17 protein-coding genes and 1 tRNA gene are annotated in these 19,621 nt (G+C 59.4%); 6 read left to right on the top strand and 12 right to left on the bottom strand.

The features are described from left to right. The first annotated feature begins 30 nt into the window (after positions 1–30). The 3 genes from P2W41_RS03320 (at position 31) to P2W41_RS03310 (ending at position 1,540) form a co-directional block, all read left to right on the top strand. Positions 31–825, top strand: coding sequence for a response regulator (locus P2W41_RS03320; RefSeq protein WP_292897871.1), 795 nt, complete (start codon positions 31–33; stop codon positions 823–825). A 130-nt stretch (positions 826–955) separates the two neighbouring features. Then, on the top strand, positions 956–1,123 hold the full coding sequence (locus P2W41_RS03315) for a DUF1328 domain-containing protein (protein ID WP_292897873.1): 168 nt from the start codon (positions 956–958) through the stop codon (positions 1,121–1,123). 90 nt (positions 1,124–1,213) lie between these two features. Continuing rightward, positions 1,214–1,540 carry a hypothetical protein gene (locus tag P2W41_RS03310; RefSeq protein ID WP_404934302.1) on the top strand — a complete coding sequence of 109 codons (327 nt, stop codon included), beginning with the start codon at positions 1,214–1,216 and terminating at the stop codon, positions 1,538–1,540. Positions 1,541–1,626: 86 nt separating this feature from the next. Here the strand turns inward: P2W41_RS03310 and phoB are convergent, their stop codons facing one another. The 10 genes from phoB to P2W41_RS03260 form a co-directional block, all read right to left on the bottom strand. Further along, positions 1,627–2,313: a phosphate regulon transcriptional regulator PhoB gene (gene phoB, locus P2W41_RS03305; RefSeq protein WP_025030226.1), complete on the bottom strand. Its 687-nt coding sequence runs from the start codon at positions 2,311–2,313 to the stop codon at positions 1,627–1,629. Between the two features lie 37 nt (positions 2,314–2,350). Further along, positions 2,351–3,061, bottom strand: coding sequence for a phosphate signaling complex protein PhoU (gene phoU, locus P2W41_RS03300; protein WP_292897877.1), 711 nt, complete (start codon positions 3,059–3,061; stop codon positions 2,351–2,353). Between the two features lie 22 nt (positions 3,062–3,083). Further along, on the bottom strand, positions 3,084–3,899 hold the full coding sequence (gene pstB, locus P2W41_RS03295) for a phosphate ABC transporter ATP-binding protein PstB (RefSeq protein ID WP_292897879.1): 816 nt from the start codon (positions 3,897–3,899) through the stop codon (positions 3,084–3,086). A 13-nt stretch (positions 3,900–3,912) separates the two neighbouring features. After that, positions 3,913–5,511, bottom strand: a complete 1,599-nt coding sequence (gene pstA, locus P2W41_RS03290) for a phosphate ABC transporter permease PstA (protein ID WP_292897881.1) — start codon at positions 5,509–5,511, stop codon at positions 3,913–3,915. Then, entirely contained in the window at positions 5,504–6,892 is a 1,389-nt protein-coding gene (gene pstC, locus P2W41_RS03285; protein WP_292897882.1) for a phosphate ABC transporter permease subunit PstC, read from the bottom strand. Before pstC ends, pstA begins: the two co-directional genes overlap by 8 nt. A 130-nt stretch (positions 6,893–7,022) precedes the next feature. Next, a complete protein-coding gene (locus P2W41_RS03280; protein WP_292897883.1) occupies positions 7,023–8,021 on the bottom strand; it encodes a PstS family phosphate ABC transporter substrate-binding protein in 999 nt (332 codons plus the stop codon). Positions 8,022–8,546: 525 nt separating this feature from the next. Next, entirely contained in the window at positions 8,547–11,852 is a 3,306-nt protein-coding gene (locus P2W41_RS03275; protein ID WP_404934301.1) for a response regulator, read from the bottom strand. A gap of 188 nt (positions 11,853–12,040) precedes the next feature. Beyond that, positions 12,041–12,116, bottom strand: a tRNA-Glu gene (locus P2W41_RS03270). Positions 12,117–12,167: 51 nt separating this feature from the next. Further along, on the bottom strand, positions 12,168–12,572 hold the full coding sequence (locus P2W41_RS03265; protein WP_292897886.1) for a VOC family protein: 405 nt from the start codon (positions 12,570–12,572) through the stop codon (positions 12,168–12,170). 2 nt (positions 12,573–12,574) lie between these two features. Beyond that, positions 12,575–12,949, bottom strand: a complete 375-nt coding sequence (locus P2W41_RS03260) for a fimbrial protein (protein WP_292897887.1) — start codon at positions 12,947–12,949, stop codon at positions 12,575–12,577. Positions 12,950–13,017: 68 nt separating this feature from the next. Here P2W41_RS03260 and P2W41_RS03255 point away from each other — a divergent pair, with 68 nt between their 5' ends. Beyond that, positions 13,018–14,025 (top strand): RluA family pseudouridine synthase, encoded by a 1,008-nt coding sequence (locus tag P2W41_RS03255; protein ID WP_404934912.1) that lies wholly within the window; start codon positions 13,018–13,020, stop codon positions 14,023–14,025. Between the two features lie 198 nt (positions 14,026–14,223). Then, entirely contained in the window at positions 14,224–15,147 is a 924-nt protein-coding gene (gene rpoH / locus P2W41_RS03250; RefSeq protein WP_292897888.1) for an RNA polymerase sigma factor RpoH, read from the top strand. Between the two features lie 151 nt (positions 15,148–15,298). On the opposite strand, the gene P2W41_RS03245 is transcribed toward rpoH, so the two are convergent. Further along, the gene (locus P2W41_RS03245) at positions 15,299–16,777 is read right to left on the bottom strand and encodes a hypothetical protein (protein ID WP_404934300.1); all 1,479 of its coding nucleotides are present in this window, start codon (positions 16,775–16,777) and stop codon (positions 15,299–15,301) included. 74 nt (positions 16,778–16,851) lie between these two features. Continuing rightward, complete coding sequence (locus P2W41_RS03240) at positions 16,852–18,150, bottom strand: adenylosuccinate synthase (protein ID WP_292897892.1); 1,299 nt, start codon at positions 18,148–18,150, stop codon at positions 16,852–16,854. Between the two features lie 237 nt (positions 18,151–18,387). Here P2W41_RS03240 and P2W41_RS03235 point away from each other — a divergent pair, with 237 nt between their 5' ends. Next, positions 18,388–19,563 (top strand): phosphoserine transaminase, encoded by a 1,176-nt coding sequence (locus P2W41_RS03235; protein WP_404934299.1) that lies wholly within the window; start codon positions 18,388–18,390, stop codon positions 19,561–19,563. Positions 19,564–19,621 lie beyond the last annotated feature (58 nt).

Below are 19,621 nucleotides of genomic sequence, written 5' to 3'. Positions count from 1 at the left end.
TTGCCACATTACGAGGGAGACCTGAAATCCATGACTTTGTCAGCGCGTATCGCACCGCATCTTCCATATCTGCGGCGCTTTTCCAGAGCCGTGTCTGGCTCGCAAACGAGCGGTGACGCCCTGGTGGCCGCGGCGCTTGAAGCGCTGATCGCCGACACAAGCATTTTCCCCGAAGCATCAACGGACAAGATCGCGCTTTTCAGGCTTTTCACATCGCTTTTCGAAACGCTCGATGTGCCGATCCCCGAAAGTGCACCGACGTCCGCATGGGAACAACGCGCTTCCAGAAATCTGTCGTCGCTCGCCCCCCGCCCACGACAGGCGTTCCTTCTGGTGGCCGTCGAGAACTTCCGACCGGAAGAAGCGGCGGAAATTCTGGAAACCGATATGAACGGCATCAACGCGATGTTGCACGAGGCCAGCGAGGAGATATCCCGCCAGGTGGCCACCGACATCCTGATTATCGAGGACGAGCCGCTGATTGCCATGGATATCGAGGAGATGGTTGAAAGTCTCGGTCATCGCGTCGTCGGCAATGCCCGCACCCACAAGCAAGCCGTCGAGATGTTTGCAAAAACGCAGCCGAAAATGGTCCTCGCAGACATCCAGCTTGCAGACGGGAGTTCGGGCCTTGACGCAGTGAACGAGATTCTCGAAGGGGCCACCGTCCCCGTGATCTTCATCACCGCCTTCCCGGAACGATTGCTGACAGGTGAGCGCCCTGAGCCGACCTTCCTCGTCACGAAACCGTTCAGCCCGGAAATGGTCAAGGCGCTAATCAGCCAGGCGCTTTTCTTCGACCACCAGGCTCGCGCGGCCGCCTGAGGCATCAGAAGCACCGGCTTCATGAGAAAGGCCGCCTTCGGGCGGCCTTTTTTGTTTGCCGGTTTTCTTTCTCCGGGAACCAATCATCGTGGATGGACGTTTAACAGCCATAACTAAACGGAGAGACAGAATGCTTTACTGGGCACTTATATTCCTCGTCGTCGCACTCATCGCCGGCGCCCTTGGTTTTGGCGGTATTGCAGGCGCTTCCGCGGGGATCGCACAGATCCTGTTCTACATCTTTCTCGCCCTTCTCGCGATTTCCCTGATAATGGGGCTGCTGAGAGGGCGTGGTTAAACAAGTACGAAAGACGTAAACGAATGCGGCATCCGACGATGCGGACCATCCATGGCTTCCGCGTCGGGCAGACAGTGAAAGGAGAACGCCATGGAACATATCGCTGCGCTTCTTCTGGTTGTCGGCTGCTCCGGCAACATGGCTGAATGCCGCGAACTTCCCGCCCCCGCTCCGGTCTATGAAACGTTCGAGGAGTGCGAGGCGGAGAAGCCCATCTCCATGCGTGAGCTTGAAGGCGAGGCCCCGCGGGTGATGGCAACGTGCGTCTTTGTCGATCCAGCGCTCGTCTATGATGACGCGGTGCTGGAATGGGACATCACCAAAGACGGAAAGCTGACAGCCTCGCTGGAGCCGGCCACAAGCTTCGCCGTTGCTCAGAACCAGCATGCTCGCCAGAAGAATACCTTCACCGAGTAATCACACTACGGCTTGAACAAATAACCCCGGCATTTGCGCCGGGGTTATTTCCAGGATTTTCGACAGGAAGTCGAGATAAGCGGAAGTCACGCCTCTCGAATGGCGTAGCCAGCTCCGCGAATGGTGCGAATCACATCGGGGAGCCGCCCCTGATTCACGGCTTTGCGCAATCGGCCCACATGAACGTCGACAGTACGCTCGTCGATGTAGATCGTCTCCCCCCAGACATTGTCGAGCAACTGGCTGCGCGAGAAGACACGGCCGGGATGCTGCATCATGAATTCGAGAAGTCGAAATTCGGTCGGGCCCAGCCGGATTTCATTCTTGCGCCGATAGACGCGATGCGATTCCCGATCGAGCACGATATCGCCTACAGAGAGAACCGTTGAGAGAACCTCAGGTTTGGCTCTGCGCAAAAGGGCGCGCACACGCGCCACGAACTCCGGCGTCGAAAATGGCTTGACCAGATAGTCGTCGGCACCGGTGGAAAGCCCCCGAACGCGGTCGCTTTCCTCGCCGCGCGCTGTGAGCATGATGATGGGAAGTCGTTCGGTTTCAGGCCGCATGCGCAGCCGGCGGCACAGTTCGATGCCTGATACAGCCGGAACCATCCAGTCCAGCACTAGCAGGTCCGGGACATTTTCCTGCAACCGCACTTCAGCTTCATCGCCGCGTGAGATCATCTCGACCTGATAACCCTCGGCTTCCAGATTGTATTTCAGCAGGACGCAAAGCGGTTCGTCGTCTTCAACGACCATGACCTTGGGGGCAATCATGGAAGGCATTCTCCTAAAGTATTGCTACGGCCGATCAGGCATCCGCATCGACCGTCATCTGTGTTTCATCAAGCTTCGGCCGCTGGACCGGAAGCTGTTCCCCCGTCACCACATAATAGGCATTCTCGGCGATATTCGTCACGTGATCGCCGATGCGTTCCAGATTCTTCGCGCAGAAGAGAAGATGCGTACAGGATGTAATGTTGCGCGGATCTTCCATCATATAGGTGAGCAATTCCCGGAACACCGACGTGTACTGAATGTCGATTTTCTCATCGTCGTCACGCAACTGGATCAATGCTTCGGGCTCGCGCTTCACATAGTGCTCGACCACAGCGTTGACCTGTTGCAGCACCAGGCCCGCCATAGCATCTATGGAATGAGCAAGTGTGCGCGGCGTCGCGCTCTGGCCGACCGCACTGACACGCTTGGCGATATTCTTCGCAAGGTCGCCGATACGCTCCAGATCGGCGGCCATGCGAATGGCACCGACAACGCTGCGCAGATCCTGTGCCATTGGCTGGCGCTTGGCGATCAGCGTGATGGCGCGCTCGTCGAGGTCGCGCTGCTTGGCGTCCATGATCGTGTCATCGGAGATGACGCGCTGCGCCAGTGCGGTATCGGAATGAAGAAGGGCACTGGTGGAGGCGCGGGTCATCGCACCGGAGAGATCGCCCATGTCGCGAATGAGGCGGTCGATCTCACCGAGTTCCTCATCGAAGGAGCTGACTGTGTGCTCGCCCATGATCTGGTTCCTTATCTGTGCGTCAGCCGAAGCGACCAGTGATGTAATCCTGAGTGCGCTTGTCATCCGGATTGGTGAACATCTTGTCCGTCGGCCCCTCCTCGACAAGGTTGCCCAGATGGAACATGGCCGTGCGTTGCGAGACGCGCGCCGCCTGCTGCATCGAGTGCGTCACGATGACGATCGTGTAGTTCTCGCGCAATTCGTCGATCAGCTCTTCCACCTTCGCGGTGGCGATGGGGTCGAGCGCCGAACACGGTTCGTCCATGAGGATGACTTCCGGCGACACCGCAATGGCGCGCGCGATGCACAAACGCTGCTGCTGGCCGCCGGAGAGGCCCGTGCCGGGTTCATGCAGGCGATCTTTCACCTCGTTGAAAAGCCCCGCCTTCTGCAGGCTGGATTCGACCACTTCATCCAGCGCGCTCTTTGAGGAGACCAGACCGTGGATACGCGGCCCGTAGGCGATGTTCTCGTAGATCGACTTCGGGAACGGGTTGGGCTTCTGAAAGACCATTCCCACGCGGGCGCGCAGCTCAACCACGTCGACCTTCGGGTCGTAGATGTCCTGCCCGTCAAGCGTGATCTCGCCTTCCACCCGACAGATGTCGATCGTGTCGTTCATACGGTTGAGGCAGCGCAGGAAGGTGGACTTGCCACAGCCTGAAGGACCGATCAAAGCCGTTACCTGCTTCTGCCTGACATCAAGATCGACATCGAAGAGCGCCTGCTTTTCGCCGTAGAAGACCCGGACCTTTGATCCGCGCATCTTCACGGGCAACTCTTCCGTCCTGTTCTGCACCGCTTCTTCCACTGCCGCATCCGTTAACATGTTCATTTCTCCTACTCCGTTACCAGCGGCGTTCGAAACGCTTGCGCAACACGACCGCAACGGCGTTCATCAAAATCAGGAAGCCCAAAAGGATCAGGATAGCCGCGGACGTCTTCTGCTGGAAGGCAGGCTCCGGGAAATCCGCCCACATGAAAATCTGGACCGGCAGAACCGTGGCCGGCGATGTGAAGCCGCCTGGAATATCCACGATGAAGGCGACCATGCCGATCATGAGGAGTGGAGCGGTCTCACCGAGAGCCTGCGCCATACCGATGATGGTGCCCGTCAGAATGCCCGGCATCGCGAGCGGCAGAACGTGATGGAACACCGTCTGGATCTTCGAGGCACCGACACCGAGCGCCGCCTCACGGATCGAGGGCGGCACTGCACGCAACGCTGCCCGTGACGCGATGATGATCGTCGGCAGGGTCATCAATGCCAGAACCATGCCGCCAACCAGCGGCGCCGACCGCGGCAGGTTGAACCAGTTCAGAAACACGGCGAGACCAAGCAAACCAAAGACGATGGACGGAACGGCCGCCAGATTGTTGATGTTCACCTCGATAAAGCCGGTCAGGCGGTTCTTCGGCGCGAACTCTTCCAGATAAATGGCGGCGGCAACGCCGATGGGAAAGGACAGCGCCAGTGTGACAAGCATCGTCAGAGCGGAGCCGACAACCGCGCCCCAGATGCCTGCCATTTCTGCTTCACGGCTTGCACCGCCGAAGAAGAACTGTGTGTTCCAGGCACTTGCCGTGCGTCCGTCAGCTTTGAGTTGGTCGACCCACACGATCTCGCGGTCGGAGATCTTCCGCTGACCTTCCGGCGTTGCAATGACCCGCAGGCGGACGGGTCCGGCAGCATCTGCCGAGACCGAAGCCAGGACCGGGCCGCGTGCAACCACGCCAGCATCGGCGTCCGGGGCAAGATCGGTGATCTTCACCGCACCACCGCCAAGATAGATGATGAAAGACGCGGCACCTGTCGTCAGACGCAGCGCACCGCCATCCTCTTCGAGGGCACCGGCTTCCCTTGCAGCATCGAGCAGGCTGTCATCGGAAAAACGCAGTTCCGCTTCGTTGCCCTCCACGGCCACGCTCTGCGGCGTTGCCAGAACCGTCTCGGCGCTGTCGGCTGCAAGAAGTCCCTTCAGATAAAGATCGGCAAAATCATCCATCGGCAGAGCGTATTCGACAGTCCCGCCGGGCGTGAGGCTGCCATTCTGCAATGCCTGGCGCAGAAGTGTCGGCGCGCCGCTCGAGATAAGACCACGAACCTGCCTGCGCTCCTGACGCCCCTCAACCTGCGGAAAGAGCGATAGCAGAGCATCGCTGATGATGGTGTCGTAGTTGTTGCCCGTCAGGTTGTCCGGGTTCACATGCTCAGCCGACAGGTTCAGCGGAAGGGTCAACTCATTCGCGCGAAAAGCCGGGAATGCCTTGAACACGATGGTCGAAAGAAGGAGAAGCAGGAAGAATGCCGAGAGAAGAACTGCTCCCGCACCCAGCCATTTGAAGCGGCTTTCTGCAGCGTAGCGTTTGCGAAGGCGGCCTCGCGCCTGCTCATTCGTATGCTGATTGTTCTGCGGCTTCGCGCCGCCAGCAAGCGTATCAGTCATATTGCTCTCGATATTTCTTCACCACACGCAGGGCGATGATGTTGAGGGCGAGTGTCACGCAGAAGAGAACCAGCCCGAGGGCGAATGCCGCGAGCGTCTTCGCGCTATCGAATTCCTGGTCGCCAACCAGGAGGGTGACGATCTGCACGGTGACGGTGGTCACGGCTTCCAGCGGATTGATGGTGAGATTGGCTGCCAGTCCAGCCGCCATCACCACGATCATCGTCTCGCCGATAGCACGGCTGATGGCCAGCATCAGCGCTGAGACAATGCCCGGCAGGGCAGCAGGAAGAACGACCTTGCGGATCGTTTCCGATTTGGTGGCACCAAGACCGGCAGAGCCGTCGCGCAGAGACTGAGGGACCGCATTGATGACATCGTCGGAAAGCGACGACACGAAGGGGATGATCATGATCCCCATGACGATACCCGCCGCGAGCGCCGATTCCGAGGCCACGCTGAGGCCCAGAACCTGCCCGAAATCACGGAAGAAGGGGGCAACGGTCAGCGCGGCAAAGAAGCCATATACGACGGTGGGGATGCCGGCGAGGATCTCCAGCATCGGCTTGGCAACCGACCGCACCTGTTTGGAAGCATAGTCGGACAGATAGATCGCCGACATGAGCCCCACGGGCGCTGCAACCAGCATCGCGATGAATGTGATGAGCATGGTGCCGACGAAAAGCGGGACCGCACCGAAGATGTCCGGATTGACCGCACCGGCTTCCTGACCTGCTCCGGTGAAAGCGCTCTGGGGGCTCCAGTGCGTACCGAAGAGAAACTTGTAGAACGGAACCTGCTGAAAGAAGCGCAGGGATTCAAAGATGAGAGAGAGGACGATGCCCAGTGTCGTCAGGATCGCAACCACAGAACAAAGGATGAGAAAGAGGCGGAGCACCCGCTCCACAACGTGGCGGGCGCGAAACTGCGGTGTGATGCGGCGAATGCCCCAGAAGAAGCCGAGAGCAGCCAGGAGCGTGACGAGACCACTGACGATCCACTCGCTTTGGCCGCGCAGGGCAGCGAAGTGCTCCGCAGCGGCTTCCTTCGCCTCATTCGGGAATCCCGCAATGCCGCCGAAGGCCAGAGCGCGCGCATCGCGCAAGAATGCCTGCTTTTCCGGAAGGTTCATGTCCGCGAGCTGTGTCGCAAAACGGCCTTCAACGATCGAAGCCTCGACACCGGGGGTTGCGACACCCCAGAAAAGAAGGATCAGAAGAGCAGGTCCCGCTGACAACAATGCCAGAAACAGGCCGTGCTGGCTGGGCAGCGAGTGCAGCGCGGCCGTATTGCCTTCGACGCTCGAAAGCGCTCGTGCGCGCCCGAAATAATACGCCACGGCGAAAAGCACCAGCAGCGCGATGACGACATATGTAATCATACTACCCCCGAGGGTCGGGTACGGTCGGATCTACCGTGAACCCGTGGGATCCCCATCCAAGCGCGACTTCGCATGAACCCCGAAACAGGAAGACCCGGCCGCAATGACGGCCGGGTCCCCGGTTGGTCTATCAGGAACCCATGCCCTTGAGGGCCTGGGCATCTTCCGCCTGCTTCGCGCGGGCGTCGTCCGGCAGCGGGATCAGACCCTTGTCAGCCAGGTAGCCCTCGGGGCCCCAGGCAGTATCGGTGGTGTATTCCTTGATGAATTCTTCCATACCAGGAATTGCACCGACGTGCTCTTTCTTCGCGTAGACGAAGAGCGAACGGGAGACGCCGTACTCACCGGCTGCGATCGCCTCGAAGGTCGGGGCGACACCGCCGATGGTGGAGCCCTGCAGCTTGTCGGCGTTCTGGTCGAGGAACGAAAAGCCGAAGATGCCAAAGGCATCAGCGTTTGCTTCAAGCTTCTGAACGATCAGGTTGTCGTTCTCACCGGCTTCCACATAGGCGCCGTCTTCACGGATCTCCGTGCAGCCGTCAGCAGCCTCGATCGCTTCCGGGCAGGCCTCTTCCATGACCAGCTCGACGAATGCATCGCGCGTGCCAGAGGTCGGGGGCGGGCCGAGAACCTCGATCTTGGTGTTCGGCAGGCTCTCATCGATGTCCGACCAGTTGGTGTACGGGTTCGCAACAACCTTGCCGTCGACTTCAACATTCTTTGCCAGAGCGGCGAAGATCTGTTCCTTCGTGAGGTCGATCTGCTTTGCAGCCTTGGAGTTGGAGATGACGATGCCGTCGAAGCCAACCTTGATCTCAACCGGTGTCACGCCGTTCGCCTTGCAGGTCTCCAGTTCAGAGTCCTTGATCGGGCGCGAAGCGTTGGTGAAATCCGGGTGGCTTTCACCGACGCCGGCACAGAACAGCTTCATGCCGCCACCCGTGCCGGTGGATTCTACGACCGGGGTCTGGAACTCACCGCTCTGGCCAAAACGCTCGGCAACTGCCGTGGTGAAGGGGAAGACAGTCGACGAGCCAACGACGCGGATCTGGTCACGGGCAGCAGCCGTACCAACTGCGCCCGCGAGGGCGATCGTGGCCGCCGAAGCGGTAAGAAGGAATTTGTTCATTGGAGACAGCTCCCTGTTCGGAATTCGGTCAGACGCCCTCTCGGCGTCGGGGAGCGGAATAACAACTCTGTGTAACAGTTCCATGACAGTTCCGTGTCAGCCCCGTTACGAACTGAAATCAGGCCATAATTCGCTTTTCGGCGCGAGTTGAGAACGGCCGGCAAGAAGGCAAGCCCAGCTGAAAGGCGAAGCGCAATTCACTGGAGCAACACGCCGGTGTCACGGCCCTGGCCGAAGTGGATGTTGAGAAGTCAGAAAAAGCCGGGCGGGGGAAAGACCATATAGAATGGCTAATCACACTGGGCTGGGTTTAAAACCCGGATAGATCCTGTTGGGGCTCGTTTGGACCACCCATGGCCTGTGGACCTCCACCCGCCCGGAAAAAGCATGGTCAAGCAATGACCATTTGTCTCAACTTTAATGAGAGCGCCGACTTACCTAAATGGTGCGATCACGCTAGTAATACAAAACCCGCAACTTTGGATAAAAAAGTATATATATCAATATATTAAGAGAATTTTTTACTCATTTTTGGATTGATTTTACAGTCAGAGAATTCACCCAGGAGTTGATTTTCTCCAAAAGCGCTCTGGGGCTGATCGGTTTGGAGAGATAATCATCCATCCCCGCCTCCAGACACAATTCGCGATCACCTTTCAGTGCATGTGCAGTCACACCGATGATGGGAACGCGTGTCGCGGCCCCATACTCGCGTTGCCGGATCTCCCGTGTTGCTTCCAGCCCATTCATTTCGGGCATGGAAATATCCATCAGAATTAGTCGCGGTTTCTTTCGCTCACACTCTTCGAGCGCACGTCGGCCATTTTCGACGATTTCGAAGCGCAATCCCGCTTCGCTGAGAATCTGCCGGAAAACGAGCTGATTAACCTCGTTGTCTTCAGCAACCAGAACATCGATGCCTGGAGAAGTTTCATCGCCACTCAGGGGCGCGATTTCTACCTTTTGAGGCGAATCGGCACCAGATTCCAAATGCCCCTCCCCCGCCATGGCGCCCTCCGTGCCCGACGGTCTGGCTGTCGTGGTCTGCATGGCCATGATCATCGCCTCAAGAAGCGCGGAGGACCGCGCCGGCTTGATCAGATGCGCCGCGATTGACAACTCGCGCGCGCCAAAGCCGGACAGCGACTGATCGACAGACGTAAGCAAAACCACGGGCACCTCCGCGATCTCGGGTTCCGCCCGGATCGCCTCGACCATCTCCAGCCCGTTCATGCCCGGCATCTGATAATCCACGACCACACAGTCGACCCGCAATCCCATTCTTGCCACTGCACGAAGCACTTCCAGCCCTTCAGCCGCGTCGCGCGCAACACAGGCATCAAAGCCCCAGTGTTCCATTTGCTCTCGCAGGATCATCCGGTTGACCGAATTATCATCGACAACCAGAACACGGGCGTTCTCCACTTCACGTGGAGCCAGAGGTTGATGCGTGGCGCCGGCAGCCTTCGGCAGCGTCAGCGTGAACCAGAACGTCGATCCCCGCCCTTCGGTGCTTTCTACGCCGATTTGCCCGCCCATGAGGCCGACAAGTCGCGAGGTGATGGCGAGCCCGAGACCGGTCCCCTCATGTCGCCGGGTGGAGGAAGCATCAACCTGACTGAATTTGTCGAAGATCAGATCGAGCTTGTTTTTCGGGATACCGATACCCGTGTCGGTAACGCTGAATTGCAGCGCGAGTTCGCCCTCCGGTGTGTCGCCGCCACTGACATTCACCAGAACATGCCCCTTTTCGGTGAACTTGACGGCGTTGCCCACAAGGTTCGTGAGTATCTGGCGGATGCGTCCCACATCCCCCACGACCGCACGCGTGATACCGGGATCGACCCGGACGATCAGCTCGATGTCTTTCTCCTTGGCCCGGGAAGACATGAGTGTCGCCACGTCGCCAACGGCTTCTCCCAGATAAAACGGCTCCGCTTCCAGAACGATGTGGCCCGCGTCGATCTTTGAGAAATCGAGAATATCATTGATAATCGTCAGGAGCGCGTTTCCCGACTTCAAAATGATATCCGTAAAGGTCTTCTGTTTGGCTGTAAGGTCTGTTTTCGCAAGCAGTTCTGTCATGCCCAGAACACCGTTCATCGGCGTCCGGATTTCATGGCTCATATTGGCAAGGAACTCTGATTTTGCCCGGTCGGCGAGCACCGCCTCTTCCCGCGCCGCCTGCAACTCGGCCTCACGCTGTTTCAGCTCGGTTATATCCACCCGCACGCCGACGAAGGTCCCGTCCTCCGTCCGTGTGTCAATGGCTTTGACCCAGCGACCGTTGGCGTGACTGCGCTCGAAGATGCGATGACGCACCTGGTAGGACTTGAGGTAGCCCTCGATCCACGCCTCTCGATCAGTGTCATACAGTGCATCGAGCTCCGCGTCGCCGCTCTGCCGGAAATATCCGGCATCATGGGCAAGCTCAACTGCATGCCGCAGGGATTTCCCCGGACGCATGGCCGGCACCATCGCCGGCAATGCCTCCTGCATCTTGTGATTGGCAAGGACATAGCGGTCGTCGCGATCATAGATGACGACGCCGGCTGGCAGCGTCTCCAGAACCTCCGCAAGCTGCCGCCGGGCATCTTCGGCGTCATTCTCGCGCTTGCGGATGTCGGAAATGTCGAACAGGGCCCCCACCACATAGGGCGTACCGCTTTCCGTCTCCACACGACACTTGCGCACAATGCGATACTTGCCGATGCCAGGCTGGTGGAAGTCCTCCTCGACTTCGAAGTCCTCGTGCGTCTCAAGCACATGCCGTTCGCTTTTCTCAAAGCTCTCAGCCAGTTCAGGCGACGTGAAGTCCGTAGCCCGCCGACCAAGAATTTCGGGAACCTCGACGCCCAGCGTGCGCTTGAACGCCCTGTTGACCAGAACGAAGCGAAGGTCCTGATCCTTTGCAAATACCGGGTTGGGCAACTCGTCGAGAATTGCCTCTGCGAGTTTTGCCTTCTCAAGCGCCGCCGCCAGCGCATCCTCATGACGCTTGAGCCGGGTAATGTCGGTACAGATGCCTATGGTGCCCCCATCGGCTGTCCGCTTCTCCCGATGCATGATCCAGCGCCCGTCGTTGAAACGGATAACGCTTTCAAATGCATCTTCACGATTTCGCAGAGCAAGAACCCGTTGGAGCCAGACTTCCGGATCCGCACCCTCCGTTGAAAGGATCCTGCGTTCGACGCCCGCGCGCAGGAGAGTTTCAAAGGACGTCCCTGGCCGTATGAATTCCTCGAGGCCGGCATACATCGCAAGCATTGCCTGGTTGCTCAGCACGAGGCGATCGTCCGCATCGTAGCAGCACAATGCGTCTCGGGTGACATCCAGCGCGGCCATCAGCCTCGCAAAGTGGCCTCCACTGCCCGGACGGCGCTCCTTCGGATCGGTGTCTTCGTCCGATGGGTGCGCACCGCGCAGAAGTCCCATCATCATGGTGATGTTCTGAGCCACCCCGCGATAGCCGCGGAACCGGTTTTCGTTATCAAAAACCGGAGATCCCGACACAGAAATCCAGCGGCAGTCCGGAGGACCGCCCTCAAGGTCATAGATGAACTGCCCGAATGGCGCGCGCTGAGCAAGAAGCCTCTCATGCGCCTCCACATCACCAACGGGATGAAAGGCATTGCGCGCAAGCGTGATACGTGAACGACCGATAAAGCGCTTCGGATCGAGGCCGGTGACAGTCTGAAATTCTTTTGAAATCCAGGTCAGACGATGGTTTTCGTCCGTTTCCCACACCCAGCCAGAGGCAGACCGAAGCAGCGCGGCCAACGCATCGCCGCGAAATCGCTCCTCAACATCCGAACCCTCACCGGTTCCCAAAACCGTACGCTCCCCAGAAAGGCACAATCGAACCTTCTCGTGTTCCCAACGCGTCGACCTCAGTGTGGTGCCCAAGGCTTAACGATTTGCAAAGCATAAGATGTGTTCGCAGTATACCCTGCCAGACGGAGCTTGCCCGTCGCTGGACACATGAACCTCAGACCGGAAAACCATTACACGGGGGGGATTGGCACTCCCAAGGGGAATCGAACCCCTGTTTCCGCCGTGAGAGGGCGGCGTCCTGGACCGCTAGACGATGGGAGCGCAGCGATTGCGGCGATATAGTCGCCTTCGCCGGCAAATGCAACAGCGGTTTTACGTTCCGGGTGATTTCGGCTCTAAAAGATCCCAGAGATTGCCGTAGAGGTCCGAAAAGACTGCAACCATGCCATAGGCTTCCTCCCGGGGCTCCTCACGAAACGTGACGCCCGCCTCTCGCATGGCCTGATAATCACGTCGGAAATTGTCGGTATGGAGAAAGAGAAATACGCGTCCACCCGCCTGATTGCCGATGGCCGCCGACTGCCCCTCGCTTACAGCCCGAGCCAGAAGCAACGCACCGGATGCACCATATTCTGGCGCGATGACCACCCAACGCTTCCCGGATGAAAGCGGAGTGTCTTCCAAAAGGTGGAAGCCCAGCTTCTCACGATACCAGGCGATAGCCTCGTCATAATCGCGCACGACAAGAGTAGTCAGCGCGATTCGGCGGTCTGACAATGTCACGGCTCCAGAACGAATCGGGCGATCATCTGACCGCTGGTGAGATCGAAAAGACGTAGCTCCTCTGCACCATCGGCCAACCGGAGATGCAATGAGACCCGCATACCATCCAGCCCCTGAGAGACGATGCGAGCCCCGTCGGGCAGGTCGATTCTGCCCTCGACCGCATCGCCGGGCAACGCAATCGTCGCGGCAGGTTCTTCAGGCCCACTGCTAAGCGTCTTGTAGACAAAAGCGAGCACGACAGCCATAACCGCAGCGAACAGAATGCCCAGGTTGATGGCCATGAAGCGGACCATCTTGCGGCGCACACGCTCGGCCGCCGGGTCGAGCTCTTCCTGCTCCAGGTCTTCCTGTTCTTGTGGCGTGGCCATGTCTCACCGTTTCGAAAGCAGTTTCAATGGGCGATCCTGATACCGAAGACCACCATGAATGGGAAGCCATGAACGGACGCAAAGCGTTCACCGTCGAAGCAGAAGACGCTGGAGAACGGCTGGATCGCTGGCTTTCGGCTCGCCTGGGCGCGTCGGTTTCACGCAGCCGGCTGCAGGCGCTCATTCGCGCCGGATCGGTGATGCTGGGTGAAAAACCTCTGACCGAAACCAAGCACAAGATCGCGGAAGGAGAGGTCTATACGCTAGCCATCCCCGAAGCGGAGCCCGCCGAGCCTGAAGCCGAAGCGATCCCGCTTGACGTGCTTTTTGAAGACGACGCTCTGATTGTCATCAACAAGCCGGCAGGGCTTGTCGTTCATCCTGCTCCCGGAAATTGGTCGGGCACGCTGGTAAATGCGCTTCTGCATCATTGCGGTGCTTCGCTCTCAGGCATTGGCGGTGTGCGCCGGCCAGGCATTGTCCACCGGCTAGACCGGGATACCAGCGGCGTGATGGTCGTCGCCAAGACAGACAATGCCCATCGTCTCCTTTCAGAGAGCTTTGCCGATCATGGCCGTAGCGGAGACCTGGAGCGCGCCTATATCGCCCTCCTCTGGGGTTCCCCCGACCGCATGGCCGGGACCATCGACGCTCCCCTCGGTCGTCATGCGCAAAGCCGGACCCTGCGCGCGGTTGTGCCGGCAGGGCGCAGCGACGCCCGCCACGCGGTGACCCGTTACCAGGTGCAGAAACGCTACGGAACCGATGGCAGCGGCAGGGCGTTTGCAGCAAAAGTGGAATGCAGGCTGGAAACCGGGCGGACGCATCAGATCCGAGTGCATATGGCTCATATCGGCCACCCGCTTATCGGCGACGCCGACTATGGCCGCGCGTTCCGCACAAAGGTCAACCGACTGCCGGAAGAGATACGCCCCACAGTCGCCGCTTTTTCGCGTCAGGCTCTTCATGCGCGCCTTCTGGCTTTCCGTCATCCGGAGACCGGTGATGTCATGCGTTTCGAAGCTGAACCGCCTCCTGACATGATGGCATTGACAAGGGCGCTGGATATTTTGTAATTATCGGTACAATAATATTGTTCACCGTCTGGTGACATAATGTTGACAGCAGAATGAAACTTTAACCGTCGGAATTCGTTCCTACATAGGATATGGTGCGATGCATCAAAGATGGTCGCACTGTCTCTCATTTCAGCAAACGCCAAGATTTCAAGGCGTCCCCGCATGAGGGCATATCCGGCAAAGGAGGGTGCTTAAATGGCCCAGACATTACCTAGCATCGCTTCGGGTGAAGGCGGACTGACCCGCTACCTGGAGGAAATTCGCCGCTTCCCCATGCTTCAGCCTGAGGAAGAGTACATGCTCGCGAAGCGTTATTCCGAGCATGACGACACGGCCGCGGCCCACAAGCTAGTCACGAGCCATCTGCGTCTCGTGGCGAAGATCGCCATGGGATACCGCGGCTATGGCCTCCCCATCGGTGAGGTTATTTCTGAAGGCAATGTCGGCCTGATGCAGGCCGTGAAGAAGTTCGAGCCGGAACGCGGCTTCCGTCTCGCCACCTACGCCATGTGGTGGATCAAGGCTTCGATCCAGGAATATATTCTGCGCTCTTGGAGCCTGGTTAAGATGGGCACCACTGCGAACCAGAAGCGCCTGTTCTTCAACCTTCGGAAAGTGAAGAGCAAAATCCAGGCACTTGACGACGGCGACCTGAACCCCGAGCAGGTTACGGAGATCGCCACCCGCCTCAATGTCAGCGAGGAAGAGGTGGTGTCGATGAACCGCCGTCTTTCCGGCGATGCTTCGCTCAATGCGCCCATCCGGGCGACCGAGGGTGAATCCGGCGAGTGGCAGGACTGGTTGGTCGACGATGGGGAGAGCCAGGAAGATCTGCTGGTCGAGCAGGACGAACTGGAGACCCGCCGCCGCATGCTCGGCGACGCGATGTCGGTGTTGAACGATCGTGAGAAGCGCATTTTCCAGGCCCGGCGCCTTTCCGAGGATCCGATGACCCTGGAGGAACTTTCAGGCGAGTTCGACATCAGCCGCGAACGGGTGCGTCAGATCGAAGTTCGCGCATTCGAGAAGGTTCAGGAGGCGGTCCAGAACTCGGCCCGCCAGCAGGCGATGGCCGCCAAAGCCATGGCTGCCGAGGCACATCGCCAGGCAGGGGCCTGATACGGGACGCCCCGTAGTCGGCAGTCATCTAGAATTGCAACAAAATGGCCGGCGGTTTTCCGCCGGCTTTTTTTGCACTCTTGTTCTACAAAGTCTGGACTTTCCGTAGGCATTGGCGCGTTTGGATACAGCCAAGGGAAGCTGATGTCTCTCAGCCGCTCGTCGCAGCCTGCCAGGCGTTCAGCACATCGTTGAACACCTTGTCTCCCGGAATGCCTTTCTCAATGGTGATGAGTGCACGCCGGCCCGACTTATAAACCACCGGTATGTCGATCCAGCTCTGGCGGCGCAGCAGAAGCATATTCGTTTCTGTATCGGCAGTGCTGTCGCTGAGCGCCACAAGGAAGAAACCATCGGCGATTTTGGCCGGAATACCGAGAAGCGGATTGCCCGTGTCCTGTTCGGAACGTTTCAAGGAGACCCGCAGCACGTTGTCGATCCCACCGCCATCAAAATCATCCGGCGTCAGAAAGATGATCTCCAATATGTGACTGGCCGGCAAGGATTCATCCGCGTTCCGCCGAATCGTCATCTTGAGCTGGAGATTCTTCTCCGGAATCGTCGCATCGGCACGGATAGCCGGTTCCGGCGGGAGATCATTGCCCGGCGATTCCTGAACGATTGACCAGACGACCGCGCCGAGATCGGCTGACCCCTGCGAAACGCTCGTCCGCTCTTCATAGTAAATGGCCTTTTGTCCGACAGGCAGCGCCTCACTGGCGTTGGGGCTCTCCGTCTGACCGTTCTGAGACGGTGACGGCTGAGCGGCTTCTCCATTGCTCGGCACAGTCACCTGCGCTACGGACGTGCCTTCGCCCAGGCTTGGCTCTTCACCGGCAGGTCCCTCGTCGACCTCGCGTCCGTCAGCCAGAAGGCGTTGCGTAAATTTGCGAACCGGCTCCGGCTGCTGGCTCGCGCTCGTATCGCTTGTTTCCGCTGTTTCCGGCGCCGCGCTCTCACCATCGGCTGAAGTCCTCTCTCCAGCGTCAGGCCCGGCTTCACCGCTCTCGGCAACCGTCTGCTCACCGCCGTCAAAACCGGCGAGACGCGTGAGATCATCTTTATAGAACCATCCACCGGCTGCGATTGCAGCGAGGATGAGCAGCACCCCGGCGATCAAGCCGGTTGCACCGCCCTTGCCCGCCCTCCTGCGCGGTGGCGGTGGCGGCGGTGTCTCGAGCGCATCATCCGCTCCCGCGGACGAGGGCATATCGACCCGCGCATCCTGATCCGGTCCGCTGCCTGCCGCGCCTACACCGCTCTCCTGCGGTGTCCCTGCCTCGAAAGGAGTTTGCTCCGACGCCGGCGCCTGCGTCTGGAATGCTGCGGGGAGAGGGTCACGTGGCTTTGCCGGATCGACATCCAGCTCGGCAAAGATCTGGTCGAGCTCGTCCTGCGCGGGTTCTTGAGGCTTTGGCGCAGGCGCATACTCGGCCTCGACCCGGGCAATCGCGTCCTCGAGCAGCTTGCGCTGCCGGTCGGCCACGGCGGCGGATGGAGCCGGGTCCATGCCCTTGAGCTTGTTCTCGATCGTCGCCCGGGCCTTCTGATAGATACGCTCGCGCGCTGCCGGAGTGTTTTCCGACAATGCGTCGATCGTCTTCTTCAGAACCGCAGAAAAATCCGCCATGCCGTATCAAACCTGTGTTACTTCCGGAATGCGCAGCCATCCCAATGGTACGCAACGCAATTTTGCACGCGAAACTAGTCCTGAAAAGGATCTGTCACAAGTATGGCGTCTTCGCGTTCGGGACTGGTGGAAAGAATCGCTACCGGCGCGCCGATCAGTTCCTCCACATGCCGAACATACTTGACGGCCTGCGCCGGCAGGTCAGTCCATTTGCGCGCGCCTCTGGTGGTGCCCTTCCAGCCTTCCAGCGTCTCATAGACAGGTTCAAGCCGCGCCTGCGCGCCCTGACCGGCCGGGAGATAATCGATCAGCTCGCCGTCAAGCTTGTAGCCCGTGCAGATCTTGATCTCGTCCATGCCGTCGAGAACGTCGAGCTTGGTGAGCGCAATGCCATTCATACCGTTGGTCACCACGGCCTGGCGCACCAGAACGGCATCAAACCAGCCACAACGCCGCTGCCGCCCGGTCACGGTGCCGAACTCATGGCCCCGTGTCCCAAGGAACTCGCCAACCTCGTTTTTCTGCTCCGTCGGGAACGGTCCCTCACCGACGCGGGTTGTGTAAGCCTTGGTGATGCCGAGCACATAGTCGATCGAGCCCGGTCCGAGCCCTGAACCGGTCGCCGCCTGCCCTGCAATCGTGTTGGAAGACGTCACGAACGGATATGTACCATGGTCGATGTCGAGCATGGTGCCCTGCGCACCTTCGAACAGAATTCGCTGACCGGCGCGGCGCGCGTCCTCAAGGATTTTCCAGACGCGGTCGACATAGGGGAGTATTTTGTCGGCCACCGACGTCAGTTCTTCCATGATGGCATCGTGCGTCACTTCTTCATGACCGAGACCGCGACGCAGCGCATTGTGATGCGTAAGCAGGCGATCGATCTTCATCGGCAGCGTGTCCGTGTTCGCCAGATCCATGACGCGGATCGCCCTGCGCCCCACCTTGTCTTCATAGGCCGGCCCGATGCCACGGCGCGTCGTGCCAATCTTTGTGCCGGAATTGGAAGCGGCATCCTCACGAAAACCATCGAGCTCGCGGTGCAACGAAAGGATCAGTGCGGTATTCTCGGCGATCTTCAGCCGATCGGGCGTCACCTCGACGCCCTGCTCGGCAAGGCGCCCCATTTCCGCAACAAAAGCATGCGGGTCGAAGACCACACCATTGCCGATGACCGAAAGCTTACCTGGGCGCACCACGCCTGAGGGCAGGAGTGACAGCTTGTAACTCACACCGTCGATGACGAGGGTATGCCCGGCATTGTGCCCGCCCTGAAAGCGCGCCACCACATCGGCACGCTCCGATAGCCAGTCCACGATCTTGCCTTTGCCCTCGTCGCCCCACTGTGAGCCGACAACCACCACATTTGCCATGAAAATGTCCTTCCGGCGCAACGTCCGGCGGATCCCCGCCTGGATGATCTAAGAAATCGAAAGGCTTCTATAGAGCCTCAAAGCCCCGGTGGGAACCATCTCGAACTCTACGAAACCGATTTCCCTATCGAATGGCGCTCATGTCGCACTTGACGGAAAAAGCGGATCGGCGTAACTCCGTCCGTGGGCCACCTCTCCCCACCGAGAGGCGTGCTATCTGGAAGGATAGGATATATCATGAGCACACTCCCCACGCCGGACCTCCGTCCGGCCAATACGCATTTTTCCTCAGGTCCCTGCACAAAACGTCCCGGCTGGTCGCTCAATGCGCTTGCCGATGCCCCCCTTGGACGGTCGCATCGCTCCTCCATAGGCAAGGCGAAACTGGCAGAGGCCATCGATCTTACCCGTGAAATTCTGCAGGTCCCGGCCGATTACCGCATCGGCATCGTGCCCGCATCCGACACCGGTGCCGTGGAAATGGCGCTCTGGTCGCTTCTTGGCGAGCGCGGCGTCGACATGGTTGCCTGGGAATCGTTTGGTGCCGGGTGGGTCACCGACGTCGTCAAGCAGCTGAAACTAGACGATGTGCGCCGCATCGAAGCTGATTATGGCGATCTGCCGGATCTCGGCTCCATCGATTTCGACCGCGACGTGGTCTTCACCTGGAACGGCACCACCTCAGGTGTGCGCGTGCCCGATGGCAATTTCATCCCCGCGAACCGCGCGGGCCTGACCATCTGCGACGCCACATCGGCGGCCTTTGCGCAGCGCCTGCCCTTCGACAAGCTCGATGTGGTCACCTTCTCCTGGCAGAAAGTGCTGGGTGGCGAAGGCGCACACGGTGTCATCATCCTCTCACCCCGCGCTGTCGAACGGCTGGAAAGTTACACACCCGCATGGCCGCTGCCGAAGATCTTCCGCCTGACCAAGGGCGGCAAGCTGATCGAGGGCATCTTCCGCGGTGAGACGATCAACACGCCCTCCATGCTGTGCGTGGAAGACTATCTGGACGCGCTGAACTGGGCCAAATCCATCGGCGGCCTCGACGGCCTCGTCGCCCGCGCCAATGCGAACTTCGCCGTGATCGACGAGTTCGTGCGCAAGACACCCTGGCTCGACCATCTGGCGAAATTGCCGGCTACACGCTCCAACACATCGGTGTGCCTGACGATCATCGATCCAGAGATCGCCGCACTCGATGCGAGCGAACAGGCGGCTTTTGCCAAAGGCATGGTCTCCGCCCTCGCCAGGGAGAAGGTCGCCTTTGACATCGGCCATTACCGCGACGCGCCCTCGGGCCTGCGCATCTGGGCCGGCGCCACGGTTGAAGCCTCCGATCTGGAAGCGCTGATGCCCTGGCTGGACTGGGCGTTCCAGTCCCAGAAAGCGCAGATCAAGGCCGCGGCCTGACATTGAACTGCGGCTCCCGCACCGGAGCCGCCTCCCCAAACGATTGCATTGAAACAGG

It is taken from the genome of Nitratireductor sp. L15S-10 (assembly GCF_045011005.1).
Lineage (GTDB): Bacteria > Pseudomonadota > Alphaproteobacteria > Rhizobiales > Rhizobiaceae > Nitratireductor.
This window is presented reverse-complemented; position numbering and strand designations above follow the sequence as displayed.

Excerpts from the sequence above, each read along its gene's own strand:
- P2W41_RS03320 (WP_292897871.1), top strand. The coding sequence starts at position 31 with ATGACTTTGTCAGCGCGTATCGCACCGCATCTTCCATATCTGCGGCGC.
- P2W41_RS03315 (WP_292897873.1), top strand. The coding sequence starts at position 956 with ATGCTTTACTGGGCACTTATATTCCTCGTCGTCGCACTCATCGCCGGC.
- P2W41_RS03310 (WP_404934302.1), top strand. The coding sequence starts at position 1,214 with ATGGAACATATCGCTGCGCTTCTTCTGGTTGTCGGCTGCTCCGGCAAC.
- phoU (WP_292897877.1), bottom strand. The coding sequence starts at position 3,061 with ATGGGCGAGCACACAGTCAGCTCCTTCGATGAGGAACTCGGTGAGATC.
- pstB (WP_292897879.1), bottom strand. The coding sequence starts at position 3,899 with ATGAACATGTTAACGGATGCGGCAGTGGAAGAAGCGGTGCAGAACAGG.
- pstA (WP_292897881.1), bottom strand. The coding sequence starts at position 5,511 with ATGACTGATACGCTTGCTGGCGGCGCGAAGCCGCAGAACAATCAGCAT.
- pstC (WP_292897882.1), bottom strand. The coding sequence starts at position 6,892 with ATGATTACATATGTCGTCATCGCGCTGCTGGTGCTTTTCGCCGTGGCG.
- P2W41_RS03280 (WP_292897883.1), bottom strand. The coding sequence starts at position 8,021 with ATGAACAAATTCCTTCTTACCGCTTCGGCGGCCACGATCGCCCTCGCG.
- P2W41_RS03260 (WP_292897887.1), bottom strand. The coding sequence starts at position 12,949 with ATGGCCACGCCACAAGAACAGGAAGACCTGGAGCAGGAAGAGCTCGAC.
- P2W41_RS03255 (WP_404934912.1), top strand. The coding sequence starts at position 13,018 with ATGAACGGACGCAAAGCGTTCACCGTCGAAGCAGAAGACGCTGGAGAA.
- rpoH (WP_292897888.1), top strand. The coding sequence starts at position 14,224 with ATGGCCCAGACATTACCTAGCATCGCTTCGGGTGAAGGCGGACTGACC.
- P2W41_RS03245 (WP_404934300.1), bottom strand. The coding sequence starts at position 16,777 with ATGGCGGATTTTTCTGCGGTTCTGAAGAAGACGATCGACGCATTGTCG.
- P2W41_RS03240 (WP_292897892.1), bottom strand. The coding sequence starts at position 18,150 with ATGGCAAATGTGGTGGTTGTCGGCTCACAGTGGGGCGACGAGGGCAAA.
- P2W41_RS03235 (WP_404934299.1), top strand. The coding sequence starts at position 18,388 with ATGAGCACACTCCCCACGCCGGACCTCCGTCCGGCCAATACGCATTTT.